Source organism: Tenacibaculum sp. Ill (genome assembly GCF_051938915.1).
Lineage (GTDB): Bacteria > Bacteroidota > Bacteroidia > Flavobacteriales > Flavobacteriaceae > Polaribacter > Polaribacter larymnensis.
Genome location: NZ_JBPSCW010000002.1, coordinates 2973272 through 2997785, shown reverse-complemented (window position 1 = coordinate 2997785; position 24514 = coordinate 2973272). Strand labels below are relative to the sequence as shown.

The following is a 24514-nucleotide window of genomic DNA, read 5'->3' as shown; positions in this document are numbered from 1 at the left end:
AACCTATATAAGAAGTAGCATTAACAATAAAAATTAAGATCATGCAATTAGAGACATTATCAGGAATTGAAATGATGAATCAAGAAGATTTAAACATTATTCAAGGAGGATTTGCGGCAGCTTCTACAGTAGAATCTACAAGTGGAGATTCAGATACAGTAAGTGAGAAGAAGGACGGAAATACTTTACAATAGTAAAAATTAGGGAACAAAAAATTAGGGCAAGTGAAACCTATATAAGAAGTAGCATTAACAATAAAAATTAAGATCATGCAATTAGAGACATTATCAGGAATTGAAATGATGAATCAAGAAGATTTAAACATTATTCAAGGAGGATTTGCGGCAGCTTCTACAGTAGAATCTACAAGTGGAGATTCAGATACAGTAAGTGAGAAGAAGGACGGAAGTACTTTATAATAGTAAAAATTAAGGGACAAGAAATTAGGGCAAGTGAAACCTATATAAGAAGTAGCATTAACAATAAAAATTAAGATCATGCAATTAGAGACATTATCAGGAATTGAAATGATGAATCAAGAAGATTTAAACATTATTCAAGGAGGATTTGCGGCAGCTTCTACAGTAGAATCTACAAGTGGAGATTCAGATACAGTAAGTGAGAAGAAGGACGGAAATACTTTACAATAGTAAAAATTAGGGAACAAAAAATTAGGGCAAGTGAAACCTATATAAGAAGTAGCATTAACAATAAAAATTAAGATTATGCAATTAGAGACATTATCAGGAATTGAAATGATGAATCAAGAAGATTTAAACATTATTCAAGGAGGATTTGCGGCAGCTTCTACAGTAGAATCTACAAGTGGAGATTCAGATACAGTAAGTGAGAAGAAGGACGGAAATACTTTACAATAGTAAAAATTAGGGAACAAAAAATTAGGGCAAGTGAAACCTATATAAGAAGTAGCATTAACAATAAAAATTAAGATCATGCAATTAGAGACATTATCAGGAATTGAAATGATGAATCAAGAAGATTTAAACATTATTCAAGGAGGATTTGCGGCAGCTTCTACAGTAGAATCTACAAGTGGAGATTCAGATACAGTAAGTGAGAAGAAGGATGGAAATACTTTATAACAAACTGTAGTAAATGGTTAAATCACAGAAAAAACCTACATTTTTCTGTGATTTTCTTTCTTTAAAATTTATTAATTATTTGTTTTGTCAATGTTTATAAGGAGATTGTAGGTGAAAAACCTGTAGATACTTACAATGTTTAATTTCAGGTTTACCAGAGTTTATTTTATTTTTTCTTTTTGAAAAACTAAATTAGTTTTTATATCTAAACTTAAAAAAGGATTAAACAGTCAGTTCACTTAATTGTTGTTTTCGGAAATCAGAAGGTGTAAACCCAGTATGATTTTTAAAAACACGATTAAAGGAGGTTTTACTTTTGAAACCAGCTTCGTAGGCAATTGCTAAAATTTTATAATCTTTATAATCAGGATCTTTCATTATCTTTTGTGCTTCGTTTACTCTATACAGGTTGATGAACTGATAAAAATTTTGATCGAAACAAAGGTTTAAAACTTCAGATAGGTGGTGCTTGCTCATAGAGAGTTTAGAAGCTAATTCTGATTGATTAATTTCAAAATCAAGATAAGGTTTTTTTGTCTCCATATAATCAAGAATCAATTTCATGTAGTAATCTTTATCTTTTTCTGTTAAAGAAGAATTTTTGTACTGAACAGTTTTTGGAGATTGTTCTTTTTTTACAGTGGCAAACTCTAGCATTTTGGCTTTTAAAGCTTTGTTTTCGTTTTGAAGTAAGGAATTTATTTTTTTAAATAGCTCACGGTCGGCTTCAATGGTTTTCTTTTTGCGGATATAAAAAAAGAGTAATCCTCCTAAAAAAACAATTGAAACTCCGCCACCAATAAGCAAATTACTTTTTTTATTCTCAATAGAAGCTAAAGAATTTAATTTTGATTCTATATTCTGTTTTTCAGTATCGGAATCATGTTTTAAATCAAGAAGAGCAGCATTTGACTGTTCCTTCAATAAAACCTTCATTATTTCAGCATAATTTTCTTGTTCTTTATGAGAGTTTTTAAAATCACCTAATAACTTATAAGCTTTAGCCAAGTGTAAGTGAGCTTCCTTTTCTAGCTCAAGATCTTTTCTATTAGTGGCTATAACTAAAACTTCTTTTAATAAAGGTATAGCTTTGTTAGTTTCTTGTTTTTTAACGTAAGACATTCCTAAATTAAGGAGAGCAACAGGTCTTTTAGGTAATCCGTTTTTTTTAGAGTACGCTAATGATTCTTTAGCTGTTTTTATAACCTTGTCCCACTTTTCTTGTTGAAAATAAGAATACCCAATATTATCAAGAGCGGTATTAACAGCTTGAACATTATTTATGTTTTCAGCCAAGTTTTTCATTTTGTATAAATAAGCTAGTGCTTTCTCGTAATTTTCTTTTTTAGTATAGCTATTGCCTAGTCCGTTGTATGCCGCTAGTTTAATAATATCAGATACATTATTTTTTTCAGTCAAAGCAAGTACTTTTTCCATGTAAGCAATTACTTTATCAGGCTTGTCTATTTGACTGTAAACATTAGCAAGATTAACTAATATGTTAATTTCTGTTACTTCGTTATTGAGGTTAGCTTTATTAAAATCAAGAGCTTTATGGAACTCTACAAGAGCTTTTTCATAGGAATCAGTAACATTATAGTAGATACCATGATTTATAATAGATTTTATTTCTACGTCTTTTAACTCTTTAAAATTTTGAGTAATTAATAAAATAGAATCGTTATACTTTTTAAAATCTTCAACATTAGCTTTATTATAGGCTTCTCGAGAGAGGTTTAGGTAGTAGTTACACTTTTTTTTAGCTAAATCAATATTAGCTATGGTGTTGTTATGTGAAGGCTGACTCTCTTGGGCTTGGATAATAAAAGAAGAAAGTGATAATACACAAAAAACAAAGTAATATAAAGTTTTTAGTTTTGAGATAGGGGAATTAATTATCATACTAATTAAGTATTCTTATCAGCACTATTTCTAGTGAGTCATTGTAATAAAAAAATAAACACAAATGTAAGGTGTTTGTGTTTATTTTTCTAAAAATTATAGTAAACTAAACTGTTTCTTTTTCTTTCTGAAATCAATTTTGTGAGATAGTTTTATCATTAAAGTATGGTTGTTTTCAATACGGTTTTCTTTTATAATTATGTATTGATTCATATATCCTATACTTAATGCCAAAGCACTATTTAAAGGAATATCAACAGCACCATAAATTCTGTTCTGACTAAAGTTTTTATTGTTTGCGTACTTGTCGACATCTAAAAATACTTGATTAGAGAATGATAAACCTATTATTGTTTTACCTTCTTTAGAACATATGATTGGTGTTTTTGTACTAAATACTAATCGTAATCGGTGTCTTGTTTTGTCTTTCATGATACGCTGTTCTAATAGCATTCCATAATTAACGGAAACTTTTTTAATTTTATTTTTTATGGTAAAGTACTCATAAATACGATGCTCTATTCTTTTCTTAGGGACAGGATGTGCTCCATAAGGAAAGAGAACTACCCATTCATACCCAGCACCAAAACTTATATTTTTTAAGTAGTTATAACTTGTACCAAGTCTTAGTTTTGATTGTTGCCAATTCTTAACAAGATTATGTCTGCTCCAAGAGTATAAGGTTTCAATATTGAACTTTTCAGTTAATTGATACTTACCAGAATAATACCACCATGAATTAAACTGGTCGGCTTTTTGGGCATTACTCTTAAAAACTATAAATAGAAATACTACAGCTAGCATCTTTTTCATCATTTCCTAGAGTTTTTTACCTATAAAACGAAGCACACTTCCTTTGCCGTTGTGGGAGTTTCCTTCATTCAAAAAAACTTCCTCTTCTTCTAAAACTTGAATTTCAAAACCAGTAAAATCTTGTTGTATTTGTTCTACTGAAAAAAGCATATCTATATCTTTTGGTCCACCTATTTTTGGATCATCATTCTGATATTTTAAATGATTTTTACTGAACGCTTCGAATATTATGTATCCTCCAGATTTAAGAAGTGTAACTAATTTTTGATGAATTGTAGAAATTTTCCAAGCTGTAAAATGAGCGTAGATTAAACCAATAGCATCAAAAGATTCTTTTGGAAATTCAAGGTTTTGTATATCGCCTACAATATACTGTAGATCTATACCGAATTCGTTGGCTAATTTTAGAGCTTTACTTTTTCCTTCTATGCTCAAATCGGTAGCAGTAACATCCCAACCTAATTTTGAAGCGTATACACCATTTCTACCCTCTCCGTCAGCAGGTAATAAGATTTTTCCAGTTCTTATTTTTTGAAGCTCTTCTTTAAAAAATAAGTTGGGTTCTTTGCCATAGGCAAAGGTGGTGTTTTGATATTTTTCATTCCAAAACTCTTTATACTTTAAATCACCTTTTGTCATCATATTTTAATTTGATTTATATGATGTAAAAGTATATTTAGTCTAAGCCTCTAGGATAGGATAATTGTAAAGTAGTATTGTACTTATGTTAGTTTTTTTCTGAAAGCTTCAGGAGAGTAACCAGTATGTTTCTTAAAAAAACGTATAAAATAAGAAACATCTTCATAGCCTAAATGATATGCTATTTGATTTATTTGATTGGAAGATGCTAAAAGATACCTTTTAGATTCTAGTATAATTTGTTCATTAATAATTTCTGAAGCTGTTTTATCTAAAGTCTGTTTAGTTATAGTATTTAACTGGTAGTTAGATAGATTTAACATACTAGCATATTTAGAAACTTGTTTTATGCTAGTAATATTTGTTTCTAATAAATGTAGAAATTTTTCAAGAGATTCTTGAATATATAGATCCTTAGTGTTAGAATCTTTATTGTTGGTGCTTTTTAACCTTAGTAGCTCTATAAAAAGAATATGAAGATTAGACTTTATAACTTCTTTATATGCTTCAGCTTTATCTTTATATTCTGAAAAAATAGAGGTCAATAAAGGGTTAATTCTTAAAAAAAAGTCTTCTTCTAGTAGATAGTAGTTTGAAGTACTTACTTTTTGTAATAGAGAATTCATTCTTTTATCAAAAGGATAGTAAAAATCAGTATTAAACTGAATCATAAAACCTTCGCTGTTACTTTTTAATTCTAATTCGTGCACTTGACCAGGGCGAACTATAAAAACAGTATAATCTGTAACATCATAACTAACAAAGTCTATTTCATGGTTTCCTATCCCTTTTTTTAATACTAAAAAGAAGTAAAAATCGTGCCTGTGAAGCTCGTGAACCATATCTTTTCCGTTAAGAAGTTCCTGAAGATCCTTAATCATAAAATCACCAGATAGGTTAGGTTCTTTTTGAGAAGTCTTTAAATGTCTTACGGGGATGGTTTTCATGATATTAGAATGAAACTAAAGCAATACAAATTTAAGTAGAAAAAGAGCAAGGAATAATAAGTAATTCTAAAAAATAAAAAAGTCCTACAAATCAGATGATTTAAGGACTTTTTAGTCGGGGTGGCAGGATTCGAACCTGCGACCTCCTGCTCCCAAAGCAGGCGCGATGACCGGGCTACGCTACACCCCGAAAAGTGTAAAATTCGTAGTGTAGTTTATCTCGAGTAAAATGAGAGGCTACACCCCGAATAATTGGGACTGCAAATGTAGAAAAAAAAAGTAAATGACAAATAAAAAAATGAAATAATTATTAAATAATTTGACTTTATAAGACAATAGTTAAAATATATTTAAAAGCAGATAACTAGAAATAAAAAAAAATTACATTTGTAACTTCAAAAATTCAAGATAATGGCAGAAAAAATTAAATGTTTGATTATTGGGTCTGGTCCAGCAGGTTACACAGCAGCTATTTATGCAGCGAGAGCAGACATGAAACCAGTTATGTATACAGGAATGCAAATGGGAGGTCAGTTAACTACAACAACTGAGGTAGATAATTTCCCAGGATATCCAAAAGGTACTGATGGTACAGCAATGATGGAAGATTTAAAAAGTCAAGCAGAGCGTTTCGGAACAGATGTTCGTTTTGGAATGGTTACTAAAGTAGAGCTTTCTAAAGAAGAAGGAGGAACTCATAAAGTAACTGTAGATGAATCGACAGAAATAGAAGCGCAAACTATAATTATATCTACAGGAGCAACTGCAAAATATTTAGGATTAGAAAGCGAGCAACGTTTAATTGGTGGTGGAGTTTCAGCTTGTGCTACTTGTGATGGTTTCTTTTATAAAGGACAAGATGTTGTTGTTGTTGGGGCAGGAGATACTGCTGCAGAAGAGGCAACATACTTAGCAAATATTTGTAGTAAAGTTACTATGTTAGTACGTAAAGATTATATGCGTGCTTCTAAAGCAATGCAACACCGTGTTAACAAAACAGAAAATATTACTGTTATGTATAATACTGAAATTGATGAGGTATTAGGAGAAAACGTTGTTGAAGGAGTTCGTGCTGTTAATAACCAAACTGGTGAAAAAACAGAAATTCCAGTAACAGGAGTATTTATTGCGATAGGTCACAAACCAAACTCTGATTTATTCAAAGGTTTATTAGATATGGATGAAACAGGATATTTAATAACAAAAGGTAAATCTACCAAAACAAACTTACCAGGAGTTTTTGCCGCTGGTGATATTCAAGATAAAGAATACCGTCAAGCAGTAACAGCAGCAGGTACAGGTTGTATGGCTGCTTTAGACGCAGAGCGTTATTTAGGAGCTTTAGAATAGACTATAAAGTTATATAAAACAAAAAAGGGTACGTATTAGTGTACCCTTTTTATTTTATTTAGAATTTTGTGCACTTTCTTTAATAACCCTTCGAATCCAATCGTTAGGAATCATGTCTATGGTAAGGTTTATACGTTCTTCATCACCATTATTAATAACCTTATGAGGATCCGTAAGTCTCATGTACCAACATTCTCCTGGTTTCATCAATACGGGAGTATCATTTAAATAAAAAGTAACATTATCATTATTAAGAATAGGTATTGTAAGTCGAATTACTGATCTTTCAACCTCTAAACCTAAGGTAGGATCCGTATGTTCTTTAACTGTTGAATGTGGAGCTAATCGAAGTAGTCGTACTAAAGTTACTGTAGTGTTTTCTTTAAAAAAATCAATAACACTAGTCAAATATGGAGACTTTTTTAAAGCATTAGTATCTAACCAATCTGTCCACGAACCATCAGCATAATCTTCAGCAGGAGGAGGGAAAGGTAATGATGTATCAACTAGGTGTGCAGGCGATCGCAAAGCAATTACATTATAATATTCAAAATTATCCAATTGTAAAGCTTTAGCTTCTTCAAGCATTTTGGTTGTATCAAAGTTAAAAGGCAATTTAATACGATCACTAAAAGTATTACTTGTTTTGGTAGTAACTGTTTCCATAGACGTATGTTTATAAAAGTTTAGGTTAGTATATTGTAAAACTACAAAAAGTTAAACTTTCTTCACAAGTGTTACATTTTGATAAAGTTAATTCTTCTGTTTTAATTTTAGGAACTAAAGTTATTAGTAATAACTCTTAAGCTCTTTTAGAGAGTATTATTTAACTGCATGTGTAAAATAGGATAAGGTTTTCCTGTAGCGTCTAGCTCTGAACGGTTGATAGTTTTAAAACCAAAATGTTGATAGAAACCAACAGCCTGCTCATTTTGTTCATTTACATCTACCTTATCTACATTCAATTTGTCAATAGAGTATTCTAATAAGGCTTTACCTACCTTTTTACCTCTATATTCAGGATGGATAAAAAGCATTTCTAAATTTTCTTCAGCAACGCCTAAAAAACCTACTATTTTATGATTGATTTTTATACATTTTAATTCTACCGCATCCAAATACGTATTAAAAATAAGGGGTTTAAAATAAGCGATATCTTCTTCTTTTAAAAAATGATGTGTAGCTCTAACGGAAGCTTCCCATACATCAGCTACTTCTTGATATTCAGACTTGTTTATATTATCTATTTTATAATTCATTTTACAGTTCAATTATTTAATTCATAAGTATATTATTATTCACTTTTTCAATTTTATGCTAAAAAATTAAAGATACCTATCAACTTCCTCTATTTCAAGATCATTAATACTAGCGTACCTTTTTTTCATTTGTCCGTTGTTATCAAATTCCCAGTTTTCATTACCATAAGCCCTAAACCATTTGCCTTCTTTGTTTTGATATTCATATTCAAAGCGTACAGCAATTCTGTTTTCACTATGTGCCCAATACTCTTTTTTTAGTTTGTAATTAAGCTCATTTTGCCACTTTTTACTCAAGAAGTTAATAATTTCTTCTCTACCATTAACAAAGGTGTCTCTATTTCTCCATTCACTATCAACAGTGTAAGCTAATGCTATTTTTTCAGGGTTTTGAGAATTCCAAGCGTCTTCTGCGAGTTGAATTTTTTGTTTAGCTGTTTCGAGGGTAAAAGGAGGAAGTGGATGTTTCTGTTCCATAATAATTATAGTAAGTTTTGTATGATTTTTTTTGATTTATATACTATTTCATTTGATTTGAAGAGTTGACTTTCTATAATAGCACTTTCAAAAAGTAGATAAATATGTGTAGCAAGTAGTTCATTGTCTATTAACTCTTGAAAAAAGTTGTTCAATTCTTTTTTATGTAATTGAATTACGGTTAATATACCCTCTTGTTCTTTAGATATTTCTGATAGAATATTTAGGAAACTACAACCTCTAAAATTTTCTTTTGTATTCATATAAGCTATAAAATCGAATGCTAGCAATACTCTATCTTTTGAATTTTTACTTTTTGAAGTATACTTAAAGAGTTCTTTAAACCAAAGCTCGTGCCTGTTATTTAAGAAATCAATACACAAAGCATCCTTTGATTTAAAGTGCTGATAAAAACTAGCTTTAGCAACTTTAGCCTCTTTTATAACTTGATTAATACCTGTACTGTTATAACCTTGTTGATGAAATAAATGTGCAACTGTTTCTAATATTCGTTCTCTGGGACTACTCATACCTCTTAATTTATGTCAAAGTTACAAAGTTTAAAAAGAACAGACAAGTCTGTTCGGTGTTTTAACATTTTAACCAAATAAAATAAGTGTAAATTTAATTTGGAACAATCGTTCTAATATATGTATGTTTGTAAACGGAACGATCGTTCTATAATTAATTATTAACTAAAAAATAAAAACAATGAGTACATTAAAAGGAAAAATAGCCGTTATAACTGGCGGGAACAGTGGAATTGGGTTTGCATCTGCTCAAGAATTAAAAAATCAAGGAGCAACAGTAATTATTACAGGAAGAAATTCTGAAAAAGTAAAAGAGGCTTCGAAAAAACTAGGAGTACAAGGAATTGTTGCTGATGTAAAAAGTCTTTCTGCTATTGAAAACTTAGTAGAACAGGTAAAGAGAGACTTCAATAAAGTTGATATACTATTTGTAAATGCGGGTATTTTTCAACCAGCACCAGTTGGAAGTATAAGTGAAGAAATGTTTGATCATCAAATGGCTATTAACTTTAAAGGAGCTGTATTTACTACTGAAAAATTCTTACCCATTTTAAATGAGGGAGCATCAATTATAAATTTATCATCTATAAATGCTTATACCGGAATGCCAAATACAGCAGTATATGCAGCATCAAAAGCAGCGTTAAACTCTTATACTAGAACAGCAGCTACTGAATTAGCTTCGAGAGGAATACGAATTAATTCGGTTAATCCTGGTCCAGTAGCTACTCCAATTTTTGGAAAAACGGGAATGAAAGAAGAACAATTGCAAGGTTTTGCTCAAACCATTGAAAATCGTGTTCCTTTAAAGCGATTCGGACAACCAGAAGAGGTGGCAAAGTTGGTGTCTTTTTTAGCATCTGACAATGCTTCTTTTATTACAGGAAGTGAGTATAATATTGATGGAGGTATAAATATCAATCCATTAATGAGCTAAATTTTTTTGAATATATTTGGAATGATAGTTCCAGTATGGTAATTTTGTGGAAGTGTTAATCGCTTCCACATTTTTTATATGCCAAGAGTTAAATCATTTAATGAAAAAGAAGTACTAACCAAAGCAATGTGTTTGTTTTGGAAACAAGGGTATTCTGCTACCTCCGTACAAGATTTGGTAAGTCACTTAGGAATAAACAGAGCAAGTTTATATGATACCTTTGGAGATAAAGAACAACTATTTAAAAAGTCTTTCGAGCTTTATAGAGCTACTACAAAAGAGGGACTAATAGAGTTTTTTCAAAATCACCCAGATGTAAAAGAAGGGTTTTCAGAGTTATTTAATAAAGCTATAGATGAAGCTATTCTTGATGAAGATAAAAAAGGATGTTTTGTTGTAAATGCTACGACAGAACTTATTCCGAATGACGAAAGTTTACACAAAGTACTAATTGAAAATAAAAGTGATTTCGAAAACCTATTTTATGAGTATTTAAAAGCAGGTAAAGAAAGAGGACAATTAAAAAATAGTCAAGATTTAAAATCTATAGCCACTCTTCTTTACACACTTTACAATGGTATTCGAGTTGTTTCTAAAGTAAATCCTGATAAAAAAGAGTTATCAAATTCAATAAATGTTGCCTTGTCTTTACTGAGCTAATCAAATAAGGTTGAGTAAAAAGTTACCTTTTTAAAGGTTTTTGCCACTTAGCTATTAACTCTGTAATTCCTTTTTCAATACCAACGTAATATTCTCCTTTTTTAAACTCAGGGATAATTGTTTTCTCAATTACTTCCTCACAAATTTCGTCTGTTAAAATTTGTTTAGTTCCAATGCCAGTAGAAATTCTTATTTTTCTTAAGGTTTTACTAAAAACAATAGTTAAACCGTTGTTTTTTTCTTTTTGCCCTACACCATTATGATTTGATAAGTCAATAGCGAATTGACTAAAATCGGTGTATTTTCCGATTGATTTAATAGAAGCAATAGCTATTTGATTGGAAGTCTTTTTCTCATACTCTCGAATTAACAAGGTTAACCTTTCCAGTTGTTCAATGGTGAAGAGAGATTCATAATCATTTACTACATTTTTTAGTGTGGGTAAATCACTTTCACCTAAATCGAATTTGGTAAATTCAGCTTTAGGAGCGTTAGTGTTTATTTCATTCTTCTCATCTTGCTTAGACTTACAGCCCAAAACTATTAAAAAAGAGAGTATAATTATTTGAAAGGAAAGTTTCATTTTTTGATATAGTGATTAGATGCTAATAAAAATGGAAAATAAAGATCCAACTAACTTTATTCTACCCAGTCTAAAACAAGCTCAGGCATTTTAAAGCTTTCAGTTAAATCTATTTTTTGAGTTTTTTCAACATTTGCTTTAAACCATTCTGAAAACTCGGAAGTATCTTCTTTAAAAAGTTCCATAAAATTATCATTAACAGCCTCGGTGTATACCAATACTTCGTAGCTGTCTTTTTTCTCTTTTAAAAACCATAACTCTTTGGTAACGCCAATTCTTTCATGCATTTTTGTAAACTCCTCGTTTTTTTCTCCGTTTACTTTTTCAGCAAAACTTTTCCATTCATCAATTTTTTCTTTCAGTATAGGAAAGCTATACATGTACTTTTTTATTTCCATAAAAATATAAGGTTAACTTTTTCTTGAATTAAGCAACTAATTTAACAAATTGAAACTGAATAGAAAATCTAAAAAAGTAAGTGGTGGTAAGAAAAGGTTTTACTCATAGTCAGGAATATTTAATCCTAAAATTAAATCTCTATGGGCAGTCCAAATGCCATCTTCTTTTTTAAGTTGTATAATTCCAGAACCACCTCTGTTTTTTTCTGACTGCTTTTTTTCTTCAGTAAGAGCAGGGTCGCTTTCAAATTGATAGCTGTCAATATAATAAGGCACAGTATTGGGCTCTTTTACATAAATATGAATGTGTTCTGGCTCTTGTGTATTGGGGTAAGATGCAGGTCTGAATGTATAAAAAGTAAATTTTCCATTGTTACCTGTTTTTAGCCAGTTTCTATATTGTCCGTGTCTTTTTTCCGAACCTACAGGTTTGTCACTAGGTTGATAAATTCCATTTCTGTCTGTGTGATAAATGTAGAGTATAACATTTTCTGCGGGTGTTTTTCTGTCTTTTTTAAATGCAGTACCCGTTATTTTTAGTTTTGGTTCATTTTCATGAAAACCAGGTAAGGTATCAACTGACTTAGGTGTTATGTTAAGCATTTTATAATCCAATAAAGCTTTACAGTCTTGGCAACCTCCACCCACGTTTCTTTCTATGTTTGTTTGCGATTGTCCTTTGCAGGAAGTTACAATAAGCATTAAAAAAAGCGCTCCTAAATAGTGTTTTAGTGTTTGGTATTTAGAAGGATACATAACGTATTCGTATAAAATTAGTTGTGTTTTTAAAGCTCTAATTTAATGAATACGAACTGAATAAGAAAACTACTGTTTTTCAGAAGTAGGCGAGAACAAGTAATTACTTATAGCCATTGTTGTGGGTAGTTTTTATTTTTTTAATCGTTTGTTAAACCATTCAATTACCATTTCGTTCAATTCTGTTTTATATTCTGAAAAGAAATGATCTGTTTCAAATTTTCTTAATTCAAAATCATAATTCATTTCAGATAACTTCTCTGCAATTTTATCAGCTTGTTCTGGGTTTACTCTTTTGTCGTTTGTTCCGCATAAAATTAAAAGGCTACTATTTTTGTCTAATTCGTCTGCCCAGTAAATTACTGACCGTTTTTTTAATTCCGATTCTTTATTGTTCCAGTAATCAGGAATACATTCGGCAAATACATTGGTTTCCATTTTTGGTCTAAACTTGGCTGTGTCAAACAAATCAGATACTCCATTTCCGACGATAGCTGTTTTTATTTTGTTTGATTTTTGTAAAGCTAAATAGGTCATCATTCCGCCTCTTGACCAACCAAACATTCCGATACTATTAGGGTCAGCTTTTTCAATTTCCTTTACGGTTTCTGTCAAATTCAGCACGTCATTAATTTCTGCGCCACCAAATTCATCTTTTTCTCGATAGTTGCTACCAATAATAATATAACCTTGTTCCGCTAATTTGGAAGTGTACATTATCAAAGTTGCAATTGTTAATTGAGCAAAATCTCTATTCCCACCACGATTGAAAATAACAACAGGATATTTTCCATCTTTTTTTGGCTCAACTAATAATCCTTTAACTTTTTGGTTGTCACTTTCGTAAGAGATAGAGTAAAAATCCAACTTCTTTAGATGCTCAAAAGAAGGAAGTAATTCGTTGTTTTGAGAAATTTTATTCCAAATAGTTGTGTTAGAAATATCAACTAATCTTTTCGAGATTAATTTTCCGTTTTGAGCAAATCCGGAATTTAAAAAAAGGAAGAAAAATGTTGATATTAAAATTCTGTTCATTGGTTTGGGTAAATTACAGGGAACTGTCTAGTATAAGAATAGTAGTGGATTTACACACACTAACTTTTCAGTTAAACATAGACCTTTTTTATATTTACTTACTTCGGTTTTAGCGATTAAACCACTATTATTTTTATACATTGTTGTACACTGGCTTTTCTTTCCTCAAACTCGCTAGCGTTGGCAAAGACATACTCTTTTGCAATTTTAGGCTTGTGTGTTGGTTGTAGCGAATTGCAAATGTGTATGGCTTTAAGCATTGGCATATTCACGTAATCTTTTCTTTTTTAATTTATTTCTTATTTCTGTCAGTTTTTTTAGATTATCATAGTCCATTCCCAAAGTTGAGTTAAGTATATTAAAGTCATTTTGATTTAATATTTGCTCAATATTTGATTTGTTCTCAAAATCAATTGTGAAATTTTCAAATTGATTTTGCTCAATCTCAAAGTATGGAATGGGTAACTTTTTAAATTCACTTGGAATCAATTCTAAAACTCCTCCACCATAATATCTGCCATCTAATTCTGTAAGAAGTAAGGTTAGCGTATTGTAGAATGAATAAATAAAACTATTCAAGTCAAATCCATTTCGTATATCAATTTTGTAAGCAGAATCAGTCACAAAAGCACCTGAATTGTTCTTTAAAAGCTTTGGATATAAGTGACTTCTTTTAAAAAAGAAAGCTTCTGGACTTTCTGAAACATTAGGAATCACATACCAATTGTTCCTGATTCTACACTTATACCTATTTGGAACTTCTTCCAATTCACCAAGTTTTAAATACTCTCGTAATTTTTTTGAAATTTTATCATTGTCGTTTAGTTGCAAAAGCCGTGTTGGACGATTATCTTTTTCAAGCTCTTTTAAGTTTTCATCATTAAAAACCACACTTCCATTTACAAAGAGACCTTTTTGTATGATTGGTTTTGTGTACTTTGATAAATTGTATTTTTTTTCTGTTTCTTTATCAATAATAAAAAACTTATTTGCTGCAGTAACGATACCAGGTCGTGAGACTGTATAATCGTTGACAGTTTTAAGCTCTTTTTTTAGGTTGTTTATAAATGTTAATTCATCAGATGACAAGAAATGATGAGTCCATTTTATTTTAGAAGAAACAAGTAATTCGTTATTTTTTAAGATGAAGTCATTATTTTTTAATGATTCTTTTGAAGTTATATTAGCAAAAAATTCGCCTTTGAAATCGGATTTTTTATAGGCAAAAAGTACGATTGTATCTTGTCCTTTGCACTCGAACATTAAGTCATTGAAAGTAAAAATTTCAATTCTTTCAAACTCTTTTTTTAGATATTCTCTAACTTCTTCGGCAAATTTAACTTGTAATAGTTCTGAAGGTAAGACGAATGCTAAAACTCCATTTTTTGATAATAATTTATTTGCTTTTACCAAGAATGTAGCCCAAATATTCTTAACGGATGCCTCAGTTAGTTTTTCACTTAAATGTATTTCTCTGCTTAATTGAATTTGTTTTGATGTAAGTATATTTTTTTTGACATAAGGCGGATTACCAATAATAGCTGAATATTGCCTTGAGGAAGAGTATTCTAAGAAGTCGGTTTTTATAAATGAAGCTGTTTTTTTACTCCATTTTTTAGAAGCTGTTTTCAATTCTACATCATTGATATCTAACGCTGTTAAGTTGATGTTTATATCGCTTTCTTTTTCTAATTCTAAAATAAATGCTCCATCACCAACACTTGGTTCTAATATTGACATACGTGTTCTGTTTTCAAAGTTAGATAAGACTCTCTTTGAAATAAATTCAGCCAAATAAGATGGCGTATAATAAGAACCAGTATTTTTTTTATTAGTCATTAGAATTAAAAATTTGTCTAAATATATCAGTTATTTCTTTAGTTATTTTACTGTGAATTTCACTTAACTCATCATTATTTATCTCTTTTAATTTTAAATCTACTTTCTCTTCTAAATCCATTAATTTTTCAATTCTCCACATTAATGAATGAATTGGATGCCAAAGCATTAGTTCGTCCTTTATGTATCTAGCTAAATTGTTGTTTTCAATTGGAATAATACGACCATTCGTATTTCTAAAAAACAAATCTTTGTATTCATCTCTTGTTGGTTTTACAAAACCTTTATTTCCATCATTTTCGATTGCTTCATTATCTGTTGGCCATTTATTCCATTTTGCTCTATTACAATATGAACAACAATAGATGAGATTGTCGTACTGATTAGCTGGTGTCTTTGGTCTAAAATTCAGTGGCTTTTGTGGAATAAAATGGTCAATTGCAAAACTTCGAATTCTATATTTATTTGTGTCATTACAATAAGCACATCTTTTCTTGAAGTCGACAATCAGTAAATCCTTGTACTGCGAGTATCTAGAATAAGTTGGTGGATTAAGTCTATGTTTTGGTGTTTCTTGAATAAAAGTGTACATATCTTAATCCAATTTTTTTAGAAGCTTTTCAGTCTGCTTAATTATTAAATCTAATCTATCATTGGTTCCTTCACTAAAATATTTTTGAGGTAATGCATCATATCCTGATAGAGATTTTGATAATTTGTTATTTAATTCAATGTATCTATTTTCTTTATCTCCTAATTTTTCCCCTTTCTCTAATAAAGATTCTAGAACTTTTAACTCATTTATATCTTCTTGAATTTTATTTTGATGAATTTCAATCTCATATATCAAATCTTCAACGAATTTCTTTTTTTCAACTTTGTTATCTGGATTTAAAAAAGAATGTATTTCTGCCTTATCAACAATAAATCTTGGGTTTATTTTTTTGCTCTCTTTTTTTGCATTTAAAACATTTTGTGTCAGTACAAAGGCAGGGAATTCACCAAATTTTTCTAATAATTCATTAAAAAAATAATCACCATTGAATTCAAACCCTTTATTGTGGTCTTTTAATTTATAATCAATAGATAGAACATCAATTTTCTCAGATTTAATAATATCAATAAGGTCTTCTATTGATTTTGCATATTCTATCTTAACAATATTAAAAACATCTTCAAATGCAGCTTCAATAGTGTCTATTTGTTCTATTTCTTCATCAAGTATTCCTAATGTATATTTCATATTAATTAATTTTTTTAAACCAAAATGTGATTTCAAAACCTTTAGAAGGTCGAGATAATAGAACTTTACCTTTATTACTATCAATTGCTGATTTTACTAGCCACATACCAAGTCCTGTTCCAATTTGATTCCCTAAATCGTCTGTTTTAGAAGTTTCAAATGGTTTGAAAATATCGTTGATTTTAGTGTAGTCTTTGACTATTCCAGGACCATTATCGGTATATTGAACTTTGATGTTTTTACTTTCGATTTCTAATTTAATTGAAATTTTCCTTTCACCTTTAACACCATTTCTTTGAAAGGCTTCTATTGAGTTGGTAATTAAATTATCGAAAATTGTATCTAAATCTAATTCTGAGATATTAGTTGTTAATGAACCTTTAACACTTTCGTCATAATCATAAGAAAATGAAATATCTCTTTCTTTAAATAAATTACTATTCCAGTCCTTATTAAAGTTTGAGAAATAATCAATAAGGTTTATTTTTTTATTTTTTCTTCTATCTTTCTTTGTTAAACCAATTGCAAATTCAATCCATTGTTTTAATTTCTGGTCTTGCCTATATAGTTTATCAATTTCATCGTTCAACTTTATTCCTTCTTCTTTGCTATTTAAATCTTCTTCATTAATCACTTTATGTAATTTTCGCTTAAGAAGAAAAATTCTAGAAGTGAGATTATTTTTTATGCCGTGGAATTCGTGAGAAAAGCTTGCAATCATTATCCCTGCCGAAGCCATTGCTCTTGAGGTAGCTAGTTCATCTTCTTTTTCTGAGAGTTTTTTATCTCTAGCTTTTACACCTTGTTTTAGTTTTTTGTTTTTAGACTTTGTATCTTCTTGTGACTCGTTTTCATCATTATCTTCATTAGCAATGTTTCCGCTTTCATCAATAATTTCCTCCTCTTTATTTATCTCAGAATTTAGTTTGTCAAGATTAAAACCTACCGTACTTCTGTCATCTTCTTGAACTTTTATTAAACCTTTTAATAGGTTTTTAAAAAATTCGAATGTTGCACTTTCTTGTATACCTTCTCGGTTTGATTTGTCTTCTAAATAGGGATTATCTATTCTTGAAAATTTCACCACTCCTGCTACTTGGTTTGGTCTAACTCTACTTCCTTTTCGAGAAAAAGCAGCTGGGTTCTGACCAAATCGTTCTCCTAACATTAACCAATCATAAGCTTGAGTGTTAATTTCTCCGTATGGTCTAATTCTAAAATCATCTCTGTATAACTTTATTCCACCAAACTTTTCAATCCATTTTCCTCTATTTCCTAAAAATTCCTTTTGGTAGAATTTTTCTCTGTCTTTTGTTGATAATGTATTTTTAAGGAAATAGAAAGTAAATTCAAAGTCTCCTATATTTTCGAAAATTCCCTTTTCGTTGGATGCTCCTTTAATTAATTCGTTAAAAGTTCTTTCGATTTCAAACTCTTCATTTTTAAAAGTTTCTTTATCAAAAGGAAACTCTTGCATATCCTCATAATTAAATAGTTCTTTTGGTATCAAATTATAATCAAATTCATTTCTATGAATTTGAATTCTAACATTGAACTTTTCGTTTTTTTTGTATTTAGCTGTTAACTTATAGTCATAATCTCTAAACTCTTCATTTTCAACTAATCCATATTTATTTGGTTCCTCATTACTTAAAAGCCATATTTTAATTTTATTTAAGCCTTCTGGTGGATTTAGTAGTTCAAGAGTTTGAAAAACCTTTGAAATATTTGAATCAGACCAATCATCTCTTAAATTTTTTATAAAGATTGCTGTACCATTAACAATAGGTTTTTTACTATTAATTTCTTCAAGTATTGAAATCACTTTTTTATTGGTGATGTTCCTTTTTAATTGACTAAAATAATTTGAGTCTTCAATATTATTTATTTGCGCAAATACTTCATTAATCTTGACATTCCTGCCGTCTTTGTCCTTTCTCTCAAATTTATTCCAATCAACATCCCATTTAAATCCAGAGCTGTTTTTTGTTTTTGGGAAAGTTATCATTGAACAAGTTTCACCAAGACGGTCTAGAGCGAATCTCCCAATACCTTTTGCTCCTGATTTTATTCTTCCTGATTTTGTGACAGCATTATATAATTTGTCATCTGTTCCAATGGTCATCCATTGCTCAGAAATGATTTTATCGTCCATTCCATCACCAGTATCAATTATAAGAATTGTACTATTAGTTTTGTCTAGAAAGATTATTGAATTCTCTGAATCTGCATCATAACAGTTTTTGACAAGTTCAATTAATGCACCTTCTGCATTAGCAACATTTTCACGTCCAATTAATCTTGCTGTTCTTGCCGAAACTGTGAAAGGTATATCCGCCATCGCTAATGATTCTCTAATTTTAAGTGCTTACAAACTTCCTCTAATACTTCAACAGGTTCAATGTCAATTGCTAATGCAATTAAATAAAGTTCTTCAGCTGTTAGACGAGTAGAGTTTTTTAAACTTAATTCGCTTAGACGGGAAGCACTAATTCCTGTTCTTCTAGATATTTCAGCCTTATTAACTGATTTTTTATCTAAGAGCTTTCCTATTTCAGTCATTATTTAGAAATGTTTGAAACAAATATATAAAAACAGGATGATTATTTAGATTTTCGGGATGTTTAATTCATTCGTTAGCATTGGAAAAAGGCAAGCTCTTTTTATTTTGTGAGGCACGAGCAAAATAAAATGTACTTGACTGCGGGGTGGCTTTTCAGAGCTTGTGTACAACGGTCTCGTATAACCGTCAGTTACGGGTTAATATGCGTTAATTTTCGGTTTGACACTGACTTTAGCAATTCCGAGTGGATTCGGACGTAGTCGAATCCGCCGTAATTGCGGTTATACATTGTTGCCCACAGTATTTATTCATTGTCAATTTTTTCTCCAATTGGGACAAAATCTTTTTCATTCGGATAGTAATTGCGCATAAATTTATAATATTCTCTAACTTCTCCACCTTTATCTCCCAAACCTTTGGTGTAAAAAATCAACGTATCATTTGGACTTAATATTTTGTAAATCCGTCCACTTTTTGGGTCAGATTTTGTCCGTTCTATTTTTTGAGCAAAATGTTGTTCAAATTCGTTGTTAGTATTCTCAATAATGACAGGCTTGAGTTTATTCGTTCGCCATTGATATTTCATTTCAAATGTGGTGTCTTCCTTAATTATTGCTTGAAGTTGAGTTTGATTGTTCTTTTTTGTAACAGTTAAGGTGTCAACTCTAATCCACCATTCCATATACAGTTCGGCAATAATTTTTATCGTGTCTTTTTCACTCATCACGTTTGTAAAATCCGATAAATGTTCATTCAGATTTAGTTCCGAAATATAGTGTTCAGTCTTTTTTTTCGATTTGCAATTTGTTAGTAAAACAGAAGTCAAAATTATAAGACTGAATATCAATTTGGTCACTTTTTCCATATTGTGGGCAACTTGTTTATATAGATGTATAATACATCGTTATACAACCATTTTGGTAGGTTTATGATTGTATTTATGTTTGTTTATACTTTTACGAACTTAACAATAATAATTTAATTTTCTTACGGAAATCCATAAGCTTAGCTGTTTAGGTAATAAAAGTTGTTATAGCTATCATTAAAGGTTACACGGGTCGCTGATATCACGGCATGCTCCGAAGACACCACGGCACGGGTCGCTGATACCACGGCGTGCTTCGAAGACACCACGGCACGGGTCGCTGATATCACGGCGTGCTCCGAAGATACCGCGGCACGGGTCGCTGATATCACGGCATGCTCCGAAGACACCACGGCACGGGTCGCTGATATCACGGCGTGCTCCGCAGACACCACGGCACGGGTCGCTGATATCACGGCATGCTTCGAAGACACCGCGGCATGGGTCGCTAATATCACGGCGTGCTCCGAAGACACCACGGCATGGGTCGCTGATATCACGGCGTGCTCCGAAGACACCGCGGCACGGGTCGCTAATATCACGGCATGCTCCGCAGACACCGCGGCACGTGTCGCTGAAACTGTATACTTATTAGCGGATGTTGCCTTTGGTAGTAAAAAATAAACCTCATACTAACAAACCAAAAAAAGGCTATATAGTATGAGGTTTCCCCTAAGTTATTAATTCGTTTAAAGTAACAACTATTGTGAATTATTCTTCAGTAGTTACTTTTTTAAAGCGCATCATTGTTACATCGTCCATTAATAAGTTTAGTTTTCCTTCTAAGTCAAAACTATACTTGTTTATTTTTTTAATGGTTTTTAAAAACTCTTGTTCACCTTGTCCGCAGTACATCATCGTAGTTGGTCCTGGTTCTCCAAAAGAAATCGCATTTTCTTCACCTAACATAAATTCAGCAGAATACCCATTACAACCGTTATTTCCTATAGCTTTGTTTGCTTCTTTATCAAACGTAAGTTGAGGTTTTTTATCAGGAAACAATCCGTCAAAAGCAATTCTTGGTCCAGAAATGTATTCCAGTTCCCAAGTAGTTCCGTATAATTGTTCGGCTGTGTCTTTTTTAGCACAAGACACGGTGATTAATAGAATTACTGCGAATACAAATGATAGTTTTTTCATAATATTTAAGTTTAGTTATTAGTATTAAAATCAGTTGAGTTTTTTATTTCAAATTTTCTTGATGCTTCTCCATCTACCAATTTATAATTAATTTGTCTGATGCCTCCTGTTGGGTTAGCATTAGAATCTTCTTTTGTATAAATAGGAAAACGTTGAGATAGGGTAGTTTCAACAATGGTAAATTTATCGTGTCCCATATATCCTTCACTTAATTTTTTATTTTCAGTAATAGGAGGGAAGTATATTTGACTCACCGATTTTCCGTTATTAACAGAGTATCCAATTACGTTACCGTAGCTTCCGCTTCCATCAGATTGAGTATAAATAACTACTTCAGGAAAACCATCTGAGTTTAGATCTTCAATTTCAGCATCAACAACACTACCATCAATGGTTTGGGTAATTGCTGAATTATCAATTTCTAATCCGTACGGAGCAACCGTTAATTCAGTATCTACTTCATTTTTTTTAGTAGAAATATTAAAACCAATTCCTTGTAAGGTTAAATGCTTCTTAAAAATGGTTTTGTCTATTTGTGTTTGGTCTAAGTCTCCGTCAATTTTATGGTAAGAACCTGCAAGGCTTCCTCCACCAGAACAGTAAAAGTTTAATAAACCACTGTCTTCTTTGTTTGCCGTTGCAATAGAAATTTGTTTGTTTTTAAAAGAAAATACTACAGTTTTACCATTTATGTCAGCTTTGTAGGTACTGTCATTTGCTTTTTTAGCAAGAGCGTTAAAAGTACAGGTAGGTTTTTTCTTATCAGCTCGAGAGCGAACTACAATTTTTAATTGATTATTTATAGCTGGTTTAACAGCTACAGAAACCCAATCGTATCCTTCGTTTCTTTTTTCATATTCTGAAGAAACGTAGTTTCCAGTAACATCAGTCATGGTAGCTACTGTTTCTTGTTTAACGGTTTCTTGTGTGTCTGCTTTTTTTGCTTCTTTTTTACAGCTAACCATAGCTAAAAAAGCCATTCCTAGTAGTGCTGTATTGGTAAGTTTTATCATGCTATTTTGTGTTTTTTTGCTTCTAAATAACAATAAATATACCATTAAAGATATGAAAAAACGTTTTAAGAAAACCTTAAGATTCTTGATTTTCTTGAAAGTTGATATTGTGGTGTATAGGTTTTTTTGGCTTTTTTAGAGGATAAAAAAAAGACCGCCAAAAACTAATTTGACGATCTTTTAAACAAACAACTAAATTCTAAAACCTATAAAAGTTGAAGAAAATTTTTCTATTTTTTAGAAGCAGTACTTATTTTCTGCTTTTAATTTTTCTGCGATTGTGTCACGTAACTCAACTACGTTAGGGTAGTTTGCGTATTTTGTAAAACGCTTAAGTCCCATTAACATCATACGTTGCTCATCACCTTCAGCGAAAGAAATAATTCCTTCTCTTGCGCTTTTAGTAATAGTTTCTACGGCATTGAATAAGTATAACTTAGCCATAGCAATCTGTTCTTTTTGAGCATCTTCACCAAAACGCTTCGCGTTCTTTTCAGTTCTTAAAATTCCAGACTCTGCCATGTATATTTCAATTAAAATATTTGAAGCAGCAGTTAATAACTGTTGGTGTTGTTCTAACTCAGGTCCAAATTTTTGTAAAGCAGCTCCTGCAACCATTAAGAATACTTTCTTAAGTTTAGCAAGAATTTCTTTTTCTTCTGAGAATAATTCAGAATAATCTGGAGTATCGAAAGAAGGAATTCCCATTAATTCATTTTGAACTGCCATTGCAGGATTTAATAAATCTACATGACCTTTCATTGCTTTTTTAACCAACATTCCTACCGATAATAAACGGTTAATTTCGTTAGTTCCTTCGTAGATACGAGCAATACGAGCATCTCTCCAAGCAGACTCCATTGGAGTTTCTTCAGAGAATCCCATACCTCCGTAAATTTGGATTCCTTCGTCAGCACAGTTTTGTACGTCTTCAGAAACAGCTACTTTTAAGATAGAACATTCAATAGCATATTCTTCTACACCTTTTAATTCTGCTTCTTGATGAGAGTTTCCTTCAGATTCACGAATCGCGATTCTGTCTTCAATATTTTTAGCTGCTCTGTATGATGCAGACTCACCAACATAAGCATTAGTAGCCATTTCAGCTAACTTCATTTTAATAGCTCCAAACTCAGCAATAGGAGTTTTAAATTGCTTACGCTCGTTAGCATAGTTTACAGCATGAGTTATAATTCTTCTTTGAGAATCTAAACAAGCACCGGCTAATTTGATACGACCAACGTTTAAGGCGTTCATTGCAATTTTGAATCCACCACCACGAACAGATAACATGTTTTCAACAGGAATTAATGTATCGTTGAAAAATACCTGACGTGTAGATGATGCACGAATACCTAATTTGTGTTCTTCTTCTCCTAAAGTTACTCCGTTAGGATTGTTTTTATCATATTCTAAGATAAAACCAGTAATGTTTTTATCGTCTTCAATACGAGCAAAAACGATGAAGATTTCAGCAAAACCTGCATTCGAAATCCACATTTTTTGTCCGTTAATTTTGTAGTGCTTTCCGTCTTCAGTTAACTCAGCAGTAGTTTTACCTGAGTTCGCATCCGATCCTGCTCCTGGTTCAGTTAAACAGTAAGCTCCAAAACGCTCTCCCATTGCCAACGCAGGAACGTATTTTTGCTTTTGCTCTTCAGTACCGTATAAAGTAATTGGCATTGTACCAATACCAGTGTGTGCACCAAAAGCAGTACTAAAAGATCCTGTTCCACTTGAAATGTAATCACAAGTTAACATCGTAGAAACGAATCCCATTCCTAATCCGCCATAAGCTTCAGGAACAGCCACACCTAAGAATCCTAATTCACCAGCTTTACGCATAGTTTCTTCGGTAAGTGCATAATCTTTTGCCTCGAAACGAGTTTTATGAGGAATGATTTCACGGTCGTTAAATTCTTTAACCGCATCACGCATCATTGTTTGTTCTTCTGAAAAATCTTCAGGAGTAAATATATCTTCGCATTTTGTTTCTTTTACTAAGAACTGCCCTCCGCGTAAAAGATCTTTATTTAATTCTGACATCTTTATTAGTTTTAAGAAAAGAGAAAATAGAGAATAGAAAAAAGACTAGGTAAGAGTATTTTGAAAACTCATTGTCATTCTTTGAAATTCTTCTATTTTTTCTTCAAGTATTGTTAATGTTTTTTGGTTAATATATTTCCTATGGAAAGCAACTAATAATTGTGTGCCTAGCTCAAAAGAAGAACCTAAAGCAATGTTTAAATAGTTGCTAAATGATTTATTCGTATTTGCAGAACCTTCCGCAATATTACTGGGCATAGAAACAGAGCATCTGCTCATTTGAGAAGACAAATCATAACGCTCATGCTTTGGAAACTCCACTAATACATCAGAAATGTCATTTGCAATTTCTAATCCTAGTTGCCAAATTTTTAGATTTTTATAATTATGTCTCTTACTAGTACTCATTAAAGTCT

General features: G+C 31.2%; 31 protein-coding genes and 1 tRNA gene. 8 read left to right on the top strand and 24 right to left on the bottom strand.

The window, feature by feature from the left end:
• Positions 1–41 precede the first annotated feature (41 nt).
• The 5 genes from ACTPNM_RS14175 (at position 42) to ACTPNM_RS14155 (ending at position 1103) form a co-directional block, all read left to right on the top strand.
• Positions 42–194, top strand: a complete 153-nt coding sequence (locus ACTPNM_RS14175; RefSeq protein WP_415269496.1) for a hypothetical protein — start codon at positions 42–44, stop codon at positions 192–194.
• Between the two features lie 75 nt (positions 195–269).
• Entirely contained in the window at positions 270–419 is a 150-nt protein-coding gene (locus tag ACTPNM_RS14170; RefSeq protein WP_440122442.1) for a hypothetical protein, read from the top strand.
• Between the two features lie 78 nt (positions 420–497).
• Complete coding sequence (locus ACTPNM_RS14165; RefSeq protein WP_415269496.1) at positions 498–650, top strand: hypothetical protein; 153 nt, start codon at positions 498–500, stop codon at positions 648–650.
• A 75-nt stretch (positions 651–725) separates the two neighbouring features.
• On the top strand, positions 726–878 hold the full coding sequence (locus tag ACTPNM_RS14160; RefSeq protein ID WP_415269496.1) for a hypothetical protein: 153 nt from the start codon (positions 726–728) through the stop codon (positions 876–878).
• A gap of 75 nt (positions 879–953) precedes the next feature.
• Complete coding sequence (locus tag ACTPNM_RS14155; protein WP_415269497.1) at positions 954–1103, top strand: hypothetical protein; 150 nt, start codon at positions 954–956, stop codon at positions 1101–1103.
• Positions 1104–1325: 222 nt separating this feature from the next.
• Here ACTPNM_RS14155 and ACTPNM_RS14150 read toward each other — a convergent pair whose 3' ends face one another.
• From ACTPNM_RS14150 to ACTPNM_RS14130, 5 genes are all read right to left on the bottom strand, one after another.
• Complete coding sequence (locus tag ACTPNM_RS14150; RefSeq protein ID WP_440122441.1) at positions 1326–3005, bottom strand: tetratricopeptide repeat protein; 1680 nt, start codon at positions 3003–3005, stop codon at positions 1326–1328.
• A 96-nt stretch (positions 3006–3101) separates the two neighbouring features.
• Complete coding sequence (locus ACTPNM_RS14145; protein WP_440122440.1) at positions 3102–3821, bottom strand: DUF2490 domain-containing protein; 720 nt, start codon at positions 3819–3821, stop codon at positions 3102–3104.
• Between the two features lie 3 nt (positions 3822–3824).
• Entirely contained in the window at positions 3825–4460 is a 636-nt protein-coding gene (locus tag ACTPNM_RS14140) for a class I SAM-dependent methyltransferase (RefSeq protein WP_440122439.1), read from the bottom strand.
• Between the two features lie 80 nt (positions 4461–4540).
• Complete coding sequence (locus tag ACTPNM_RS14135; RefSeq protein ID WP_440122438.1) at positions 4541–5404, bottom strand: helix-turn-helix domain-containing protein; 864 nt, start codon at positions 5402–5404, stop codon at positions 4541–4543.
• Between the two features lie 115 nt (positions 5405–5519).
• Positions 5520–5594 (bottom strand) — tRNA-Pro (locus ACTPNM_RS14130).
• Between the two features lie 221 nt (positions 5595–5815).
• On the opposite strand from ACTPNM_RS14130, the gene trxB reads away from it, so the two are divergent.
• Positions 5816–6754, top strand: coding sequence for a thioredoxin-disulfide reductase (trxB, locus tag ACTPNM_RS14125; RefSeq protein WP_440122437.1), 939 nt, complete (start codon positions 5816–5818; stop codon positions 6752–6754).
• Between the two features lie 54 nt (positions 6755–6808).
• Here the strand turns inward: trxB and ACTPNM_RS14120 are convergent, their stop codons facing one another.
• From ACTPNM_RS14120 to ACTPNM_RS14105, 4 genes are all read right to left on the bottom strand, one after another.
• Entirely contained in the window at positions 6809–7420 is a 612-nt protein-coding gene (locus ACTPNM_RS14120; RefSeq protein WP_440122436.1) for an aspartyl/asparaginyl beta-hydroxylase domain-containing protein, read from the bottom strand.
• 146 nt (positions 7421–7566) lie between these two features.
• Positions 7567–8013 carry a GNAT family N-acetyltransferase gene (locus tag ACTPNM_RS14115; protein WP_440122434.1) on the bottom strand — a complete coding sequence of 149 codons (447 nt, stop codon included), beginning with the start codon at positions 8011–8013 and terminating at the stop codon, positions 7567–7569.
• Positions 8014–8079: 66 nt separating this feature from the next.
• On the bottom strand, positions 8080–8490 hold the full coding sequence (locus ACTPNM_RS14110; RefSeq protein ID WP_273693628.1) for a nuclear transport factor 2 family protein: 411 nt from the start codon (positions 8488–8490) through the stop codon (positions 8080–8082).
• Between the two features lie 5 nt (positions 8491–8495).
• Positions 8496–9020: a TetR/AcrR family transcriptional regulator gene (locus ACTPNM_RS14105; protein WP_274641150.1), complete on the bottom strand. Its 525-nt coding sequence runs from the start codon at positions 9018–9020 to the stop codon at positions 8496–8498.
• 181 nt (positions 9021–9201) lie between these two features.
• Here ACTPNM_RS14105 and ACTPNM_RS14100 point away from each other — a divergent pair, with 181 nt between their 5' ends.
• Positions 9202–9957 (top strand): SDR family oxidoreductase, encoded by a 756-nt coding sequence (locus tag ACTPNM_RS14100; protein ID WP_440122433.1) that lies wholly within the window; start codon positions 9202–9204, stop codon positions 9955–9957.
• A 78-nt stretch (positions 9958–10035) separates the two neighbouring features.
• Positions 10036–10617: a TetR/AcrR family transcriptional regulator gene (locus ACTPNM_RS14095; RefSeq protein WP_440122432.1), complete on the top strand. Its 582-nt coding sequence runs from the start codon at positions 10036–10038 to the stop codon at positions 10615–10617.
• 22 nt (positions 10618–10639) lie between these two features.
• Here the strand turns inward: ACTPNM_RS14095 and ACTPNM_RS14090 are convergent, their stop codons facing one another.
• From ACTPNM_RS14090 to ACTPNM_RS14020, 15 genes are all read right to left on the bottom strand, one after another.
• Positions 10640–11200, bottom strand: a complete 561-nt coding sequence (locus ACTPNM_RS14090) for a TPM domain-containing protein (RefSeq protein WP_440122431.1) — start codon at positions 11198–11200, stop codon at positions 10640–10642.
• A 56-nt stretch (positions 11201–11256) separates the two neighbouring features.
• Positions 11257–11598: a hypothetical protein gene (locus ACTPNM_RS14085; protein WP_440122430.1), complete on the bottom strand. Its 342-nt coding sequence runs from the start codon at positions 11596–11598 to the stop codon at positions 11257–11259.
• Between the two features lie 99 nt (positions 11599–11697).
• Positions 11698–12354, bottom strand: a complete 657-nt coding sequence (locus tag ACTPNM_RS14080; protein ID WP_440122429.1) for an intradiol ring-cleavage dioxygenase — start codon at positions 12352–12354, stop codon at positions 11698–11700.
• A gap of 132 nt (positions 12355–12486) precedes the next feature.
• Positions 12487–13389 (bottom strand): alpha/beta hydrolase family protein, encoded by a 903-nt coding sequence (locus ACTPNM_RS14075; protein WP_440122428.1) that lies wholly within the window; start codon positions 13387–13389, stop codon positions 12487–12489.
• A gap of 252 nt (positions 13390–13641) precedes the next feature.
• Positions 13642–15228, bottom strand: a complete 1587-nt coding sequence (locus ACTPNM_RS14070) for an Eco57I restriction-modification methylase domain-containing protein (RefSeq protein ID WP_440122427.1) — start codon at positions 15226–15228, stop codon at positions 13642–13644.
• The gene (locus ACTPNM_RS14065) at positions 15221–15820 is read right to left on the bottom strand and encodes an HNH endonuclease (RefSeq protein WP_440122426.1); all 600 of its coding nucleotides are present in this window, start codon (positions 15818–15820) and stop codon (positions 15221–15223) included. Before ACTPNM_RS14065 ends, ACTPNM_RS14070 begins: the two co-directional genes overlap by 8 nt.
• 3 nt (positions 15821–15823) lie before the next feature.
• Entirely contained in the window at positions 15824–16471 is a 648-nt protein-coding gene (locus ACTPNM_RS14060) for a hypothetical protein (RefSeq protein ID WP_440122425.1), read from the bottom strand.
• A gap of 1 nt (position 16472) precedes the next feature.
• Complete coding sequence (locus ACTPNM_RS14055) at positions 16473–18812, bottom strand: ATP-binding protein (protein WP_440122424.1); 2340 nt, start codon at positions 18810–18812, stop codon at positions 16473–16475.
• Between the two features lie 2 nt (positions 18813–18814).
• Positions 18815–19033 (bottom strand): helix-turn-helix domain-containing protein, encoded by a 219-nt coding sequence (locus tag ACTPNM_RS14050; RefSeq protein ID WP_300022921.1) that lies wholly within the window; start codon positions 19031–19033, stop codon positions 18815–18817.
• 305 nt (positions 19034–19338) lie between these two features.
• Positions 19339–19758, bottom strand: coding sequence for a hypothetical protein (locus tag ACTPNM_RS14045; protein ID WP_440122422.1), 420 nt, complete (start codon positions 19756–19758; stop codon positions 19339–19341).
• 281 nt (positions 19759–20039) lie between these two features.
• Complete coding sequence (locus ACTPNM_RS14040; protein ID WP_440122420.1) at positions 20040–20459, bottom strand: hypothetical protein; 420 nt, start codon at positions 20457–20459, stop codon at positions 20040–20042.
• A gap of 151 nt (positions 20460–20610) precedes the next feature.
• Positions 20611–21039 carry an META domain-containing protein gene (locus ACTPNM_RS14035; protein ID WP_440122419.1) on the bottom strand — a complete coding sequence of 143 codons (429 nt, stop codon included), beginning with the start codon at positions 21037–21039 and terminating at the stop codon, positions 20611–20613.
• Positions 21040–21050: 11 nt separating this feature from the next.
• On the bottom strand, positions 21051–22052 hold the full coding sequence (locus tag ACTPNM_RS14030) for a PliI family lysozyme inhibitor of I-type lysozyme (RefSeq protein ID WP_440122418.1): 1002 nt from the start codon (positions 22050–22052) through the stop codon (positions 21051–21053).
• Between the two features lie 237 nt (positions 22053–22289).
• Positions 22290–24098, bottom strand: coding sequence for an acyl-CoA dehydrogenase family protein (locus ACTPNM_RS14025; RefSeq protein WP_440122417.1), 1809 nt, complete (start codon positions 24096–24098; stop codon positions 22290–22292).
• A gap of 45 nt (positions 24099–24143) precedes the next feature.
• The gene (locus ACTPNM_RS14020) at positions 24144–24506 is read right to left on the bottom strand and encodes a four helix bundle protein (protein ID WP_133537302.1); all 363 of its coding nucleotides are present in this window, start codon (positions 24504–24506) and stop codon (positions 24144–24146) included.
• Between the last annotated feature and the right edge of the window lie 8 nt (positions 24507–24514).

What these genes read in the sequence shown, in the direction of transcription:
- ACTPNM_RS14175 (WP_415269496.1), top strand. Translation starts at nt 42, where the DNA reads ATGCAATTAGAGACATTATCAGGAATTGAAATGATGAATCAAGAAGAT.
- ACTPNM_RS14170 (WP_440122442.1), top strand. Translation starts at nt 270, where the DNA reads ATGCAATTAGAGACATTATCAGGAATTGAAATGATGAATCAAGAAGAT.
- ACTPNM_RS14165 (WP_415269496.1), top strand. Translation starts at nt 498, where the DNA reads ATGCAATTAGAGACATTATCAGGAATTGAAATGATGAATCAAGAAGAT.
- ACTPNM_RS14160 (WP_415269496.1), top strand. Translation starts at nt 726, where the DNA reads ATGCAATTAGAGACATTATCAGGAATTGAAATGATGAATCAAGAAGAT.
- ACTPNM_RS14155 (WP_415269497.1), top strand. Translation starts at nt 954, where the DNA reads ATGCAATTAGAGACATTATCAGGAATTGAAATGATGAATCAAGAAGAT.
- ACTPNM_RS14150 (WP_440122441.1), bottom strand. Translation starts at nt 3,005, where the DNA reads ATGATAATTAATTCCCCTATCTCAAAACTAAAAACTTTATATTACTTT.
- ACTPNM_RS14145 (WP_440122440.1), bottom strand. Translation starts at nt 3,821, where the DNA reads ATGATGAAAAAGATGCTAGCTGTAGTATTTCTATTTATAGTTTTTAAG.
- ACTPNM_RS14140 (WP_440122439.1), bottom strand. Translation starts at nt 4,460, where the DNA reads ATGATGACAAAAGGTGATTTAAAGTATAAAGAGTTTTGGAATGAAAAA.
- ACTPNM_RS14135 (WP_440122438.1), bottom strand. Translation starts at nt 5,404, where the DNA reads ATGAAAACCATCCCCGTAAGACATTTAAAGACTTCTCAAAAAGAACCT.
- trxB (WP_440122437.1), top strand. Translation starts at nt 5,816, where the DNA reads ATGGCAGAAAAAATTAAATGTTTGATTATTGGGTCTGGTCCAGCAGGT.
- ACTPNM_RS14120 (WP_440122436.1), bottom strand. Translation starts at nt 7,420, where the DNA reads ATGGAAACAGTTACTACCAAAACAAGTAATACTTTTAGTGATCGTATT.
- ACTPNM_RS14115 (WP_440122434.1), bottom strand. Translation starts at nt 8,013, where the DNA reads ATGAATTATAAAATAGATAATATAAACAAGTCTGAATATCAAGAAGTA.
- ACTPNM_RS14110 (WP_273693628.1), bottom strand. Translation starts at nt 8,490, where the DNA reads ATGGAACAGAAACATCCACTTCCTCCTTTTACCCTCGAAACAGCTAAA.
- ACTPNM_RS14105 (WP_274641150.1), bottom strand. Translation starts at nt 9,020, where the DNA reads ATGAGTAGTCCCAGAGAACGAATATTAGAAACAGTTGCACATTTATTT.
- ACTPNM_RS14100 (WP_440122433.1), top strand. Translation starts at nt 9,202, where the DNA reads ATGAGTACATTAAAAGGAAAAATAGCCGTTATAACTGGCGGGAACAGT.
- ACTPNM_RS14095 (WP_440122432.1), top strand. Translation starts at nt 10,036, where the DNA reads ATGCCAAGAGTTAAATCATTTAATGAAAAAGAAGTACTAACCAAAGCA.
- ACTPNM_RS14090 (WP_440122431.1), bottom strand. Translation starts at nt 11,200, where the DNA reads ATGAAACTTTCCTTTCAAATAATTATACTCTCTTTTTTAATAGTTTTG.
- ACTPNM_RS14085 (WP_440122430.1), bottom strand. Translation starts at nt 11,598, where the DNA reads ATGGAAATAAAAAAGTACATGTATAGCTTTCCTATACTGAAAGAAAAA.
- ACTPNM_RS14080 (WP_440122429.1), bottom strand. Translation starts at nt 12,354, where the DNA reads ATGTATCCTTCTAAATACCAAACACTAAAACACTATTTAGGAGCGCTT.
- ACTPNM_RS14075 (WP_440122428.1), bottom strand. Translation starts at nt 13,389, where the DNA reads ATGAACAGAATTTTAATATCAACATTTTTCTTCCTTTTTTTAAATTCC.
- ACTPNM_RS14070 (WP_440122427.1), bottom strand. Translation starts at nt 15,228, where the DNA reads ATGACTAATAAAAAAAATACTGGTTCTTATTATACGCCATCTTATTTG.
- ACTPNM_RS14065 (WP_440122426.1), bottom strand. Translation starts at nt 15,820, where the DNA reads ATGTACACTTTTATTCAAGAAACACCAAAACATAGACTTAATCCACCA.
- ACTPNM_RS14060 (WP_440122425.1), bottom strand. Translation starts at nt 16,471, where the DNA reads ATGAAATATACATTAGGAATACTTGATGAAGAAATAGAACAAATAGAC.
- ACTPNM_RS14055 (WP_440122424.1), bottom strand. Translation starts at nt 18,812, where the DNA reads ATGGCGGATATACCTTTCACAGTTTCGGCAAGAACAGCAAGATTAATT.
- ACTPNM_RS14050 (WP_300022921.1), bottom strand. Translation starts at nt 19,033, where the DNA reads ATGACTGAAATAGGAAAGCTCTTAGATAAAAAATCAGTTAATAAGGCT.
- ACTPNM_RS14045 (WP_440122422.1), bottom strand. Translation starts at nt 19,758, where the DNA reads ATGAGTGAAAAAGACACGATAAAAATTATTGCCGAACTGTATATGGAA.
- ACTPNM_RS14035 (WP_440122419.1), bottom strand. Translation starts at nt 21,039, where the DNA reads ATGAAAAAACTATCATTTGTATTCGCAGTAATTCTATTAATCACCGTG.
- ACTPNM_RS14030 (WP_440122418.1), bottom strand. Translation starts at nt 22,052, where the DNA reads ATGATAAAACTTACCAATACAGCACTACTAGGAATGGCTTTTTTAGCT.
- ACTPNM_RS14025 (WP_440122417.1), bottom strand. Translation starts at nt 24,098, where the DNA reads ATGTCAGAATTAAATAAAGATCTTTTACGCGGAGGGCAGTTCTTAGTA.
- ACTPNM_RS14020 (WP_133537302.1), bottom strand. Translation starts at nt 24,506, where the DNA reads ATGAGTACTAGTAAGAGACATAATTATAAAAATCTAAAAATTTGGCAA.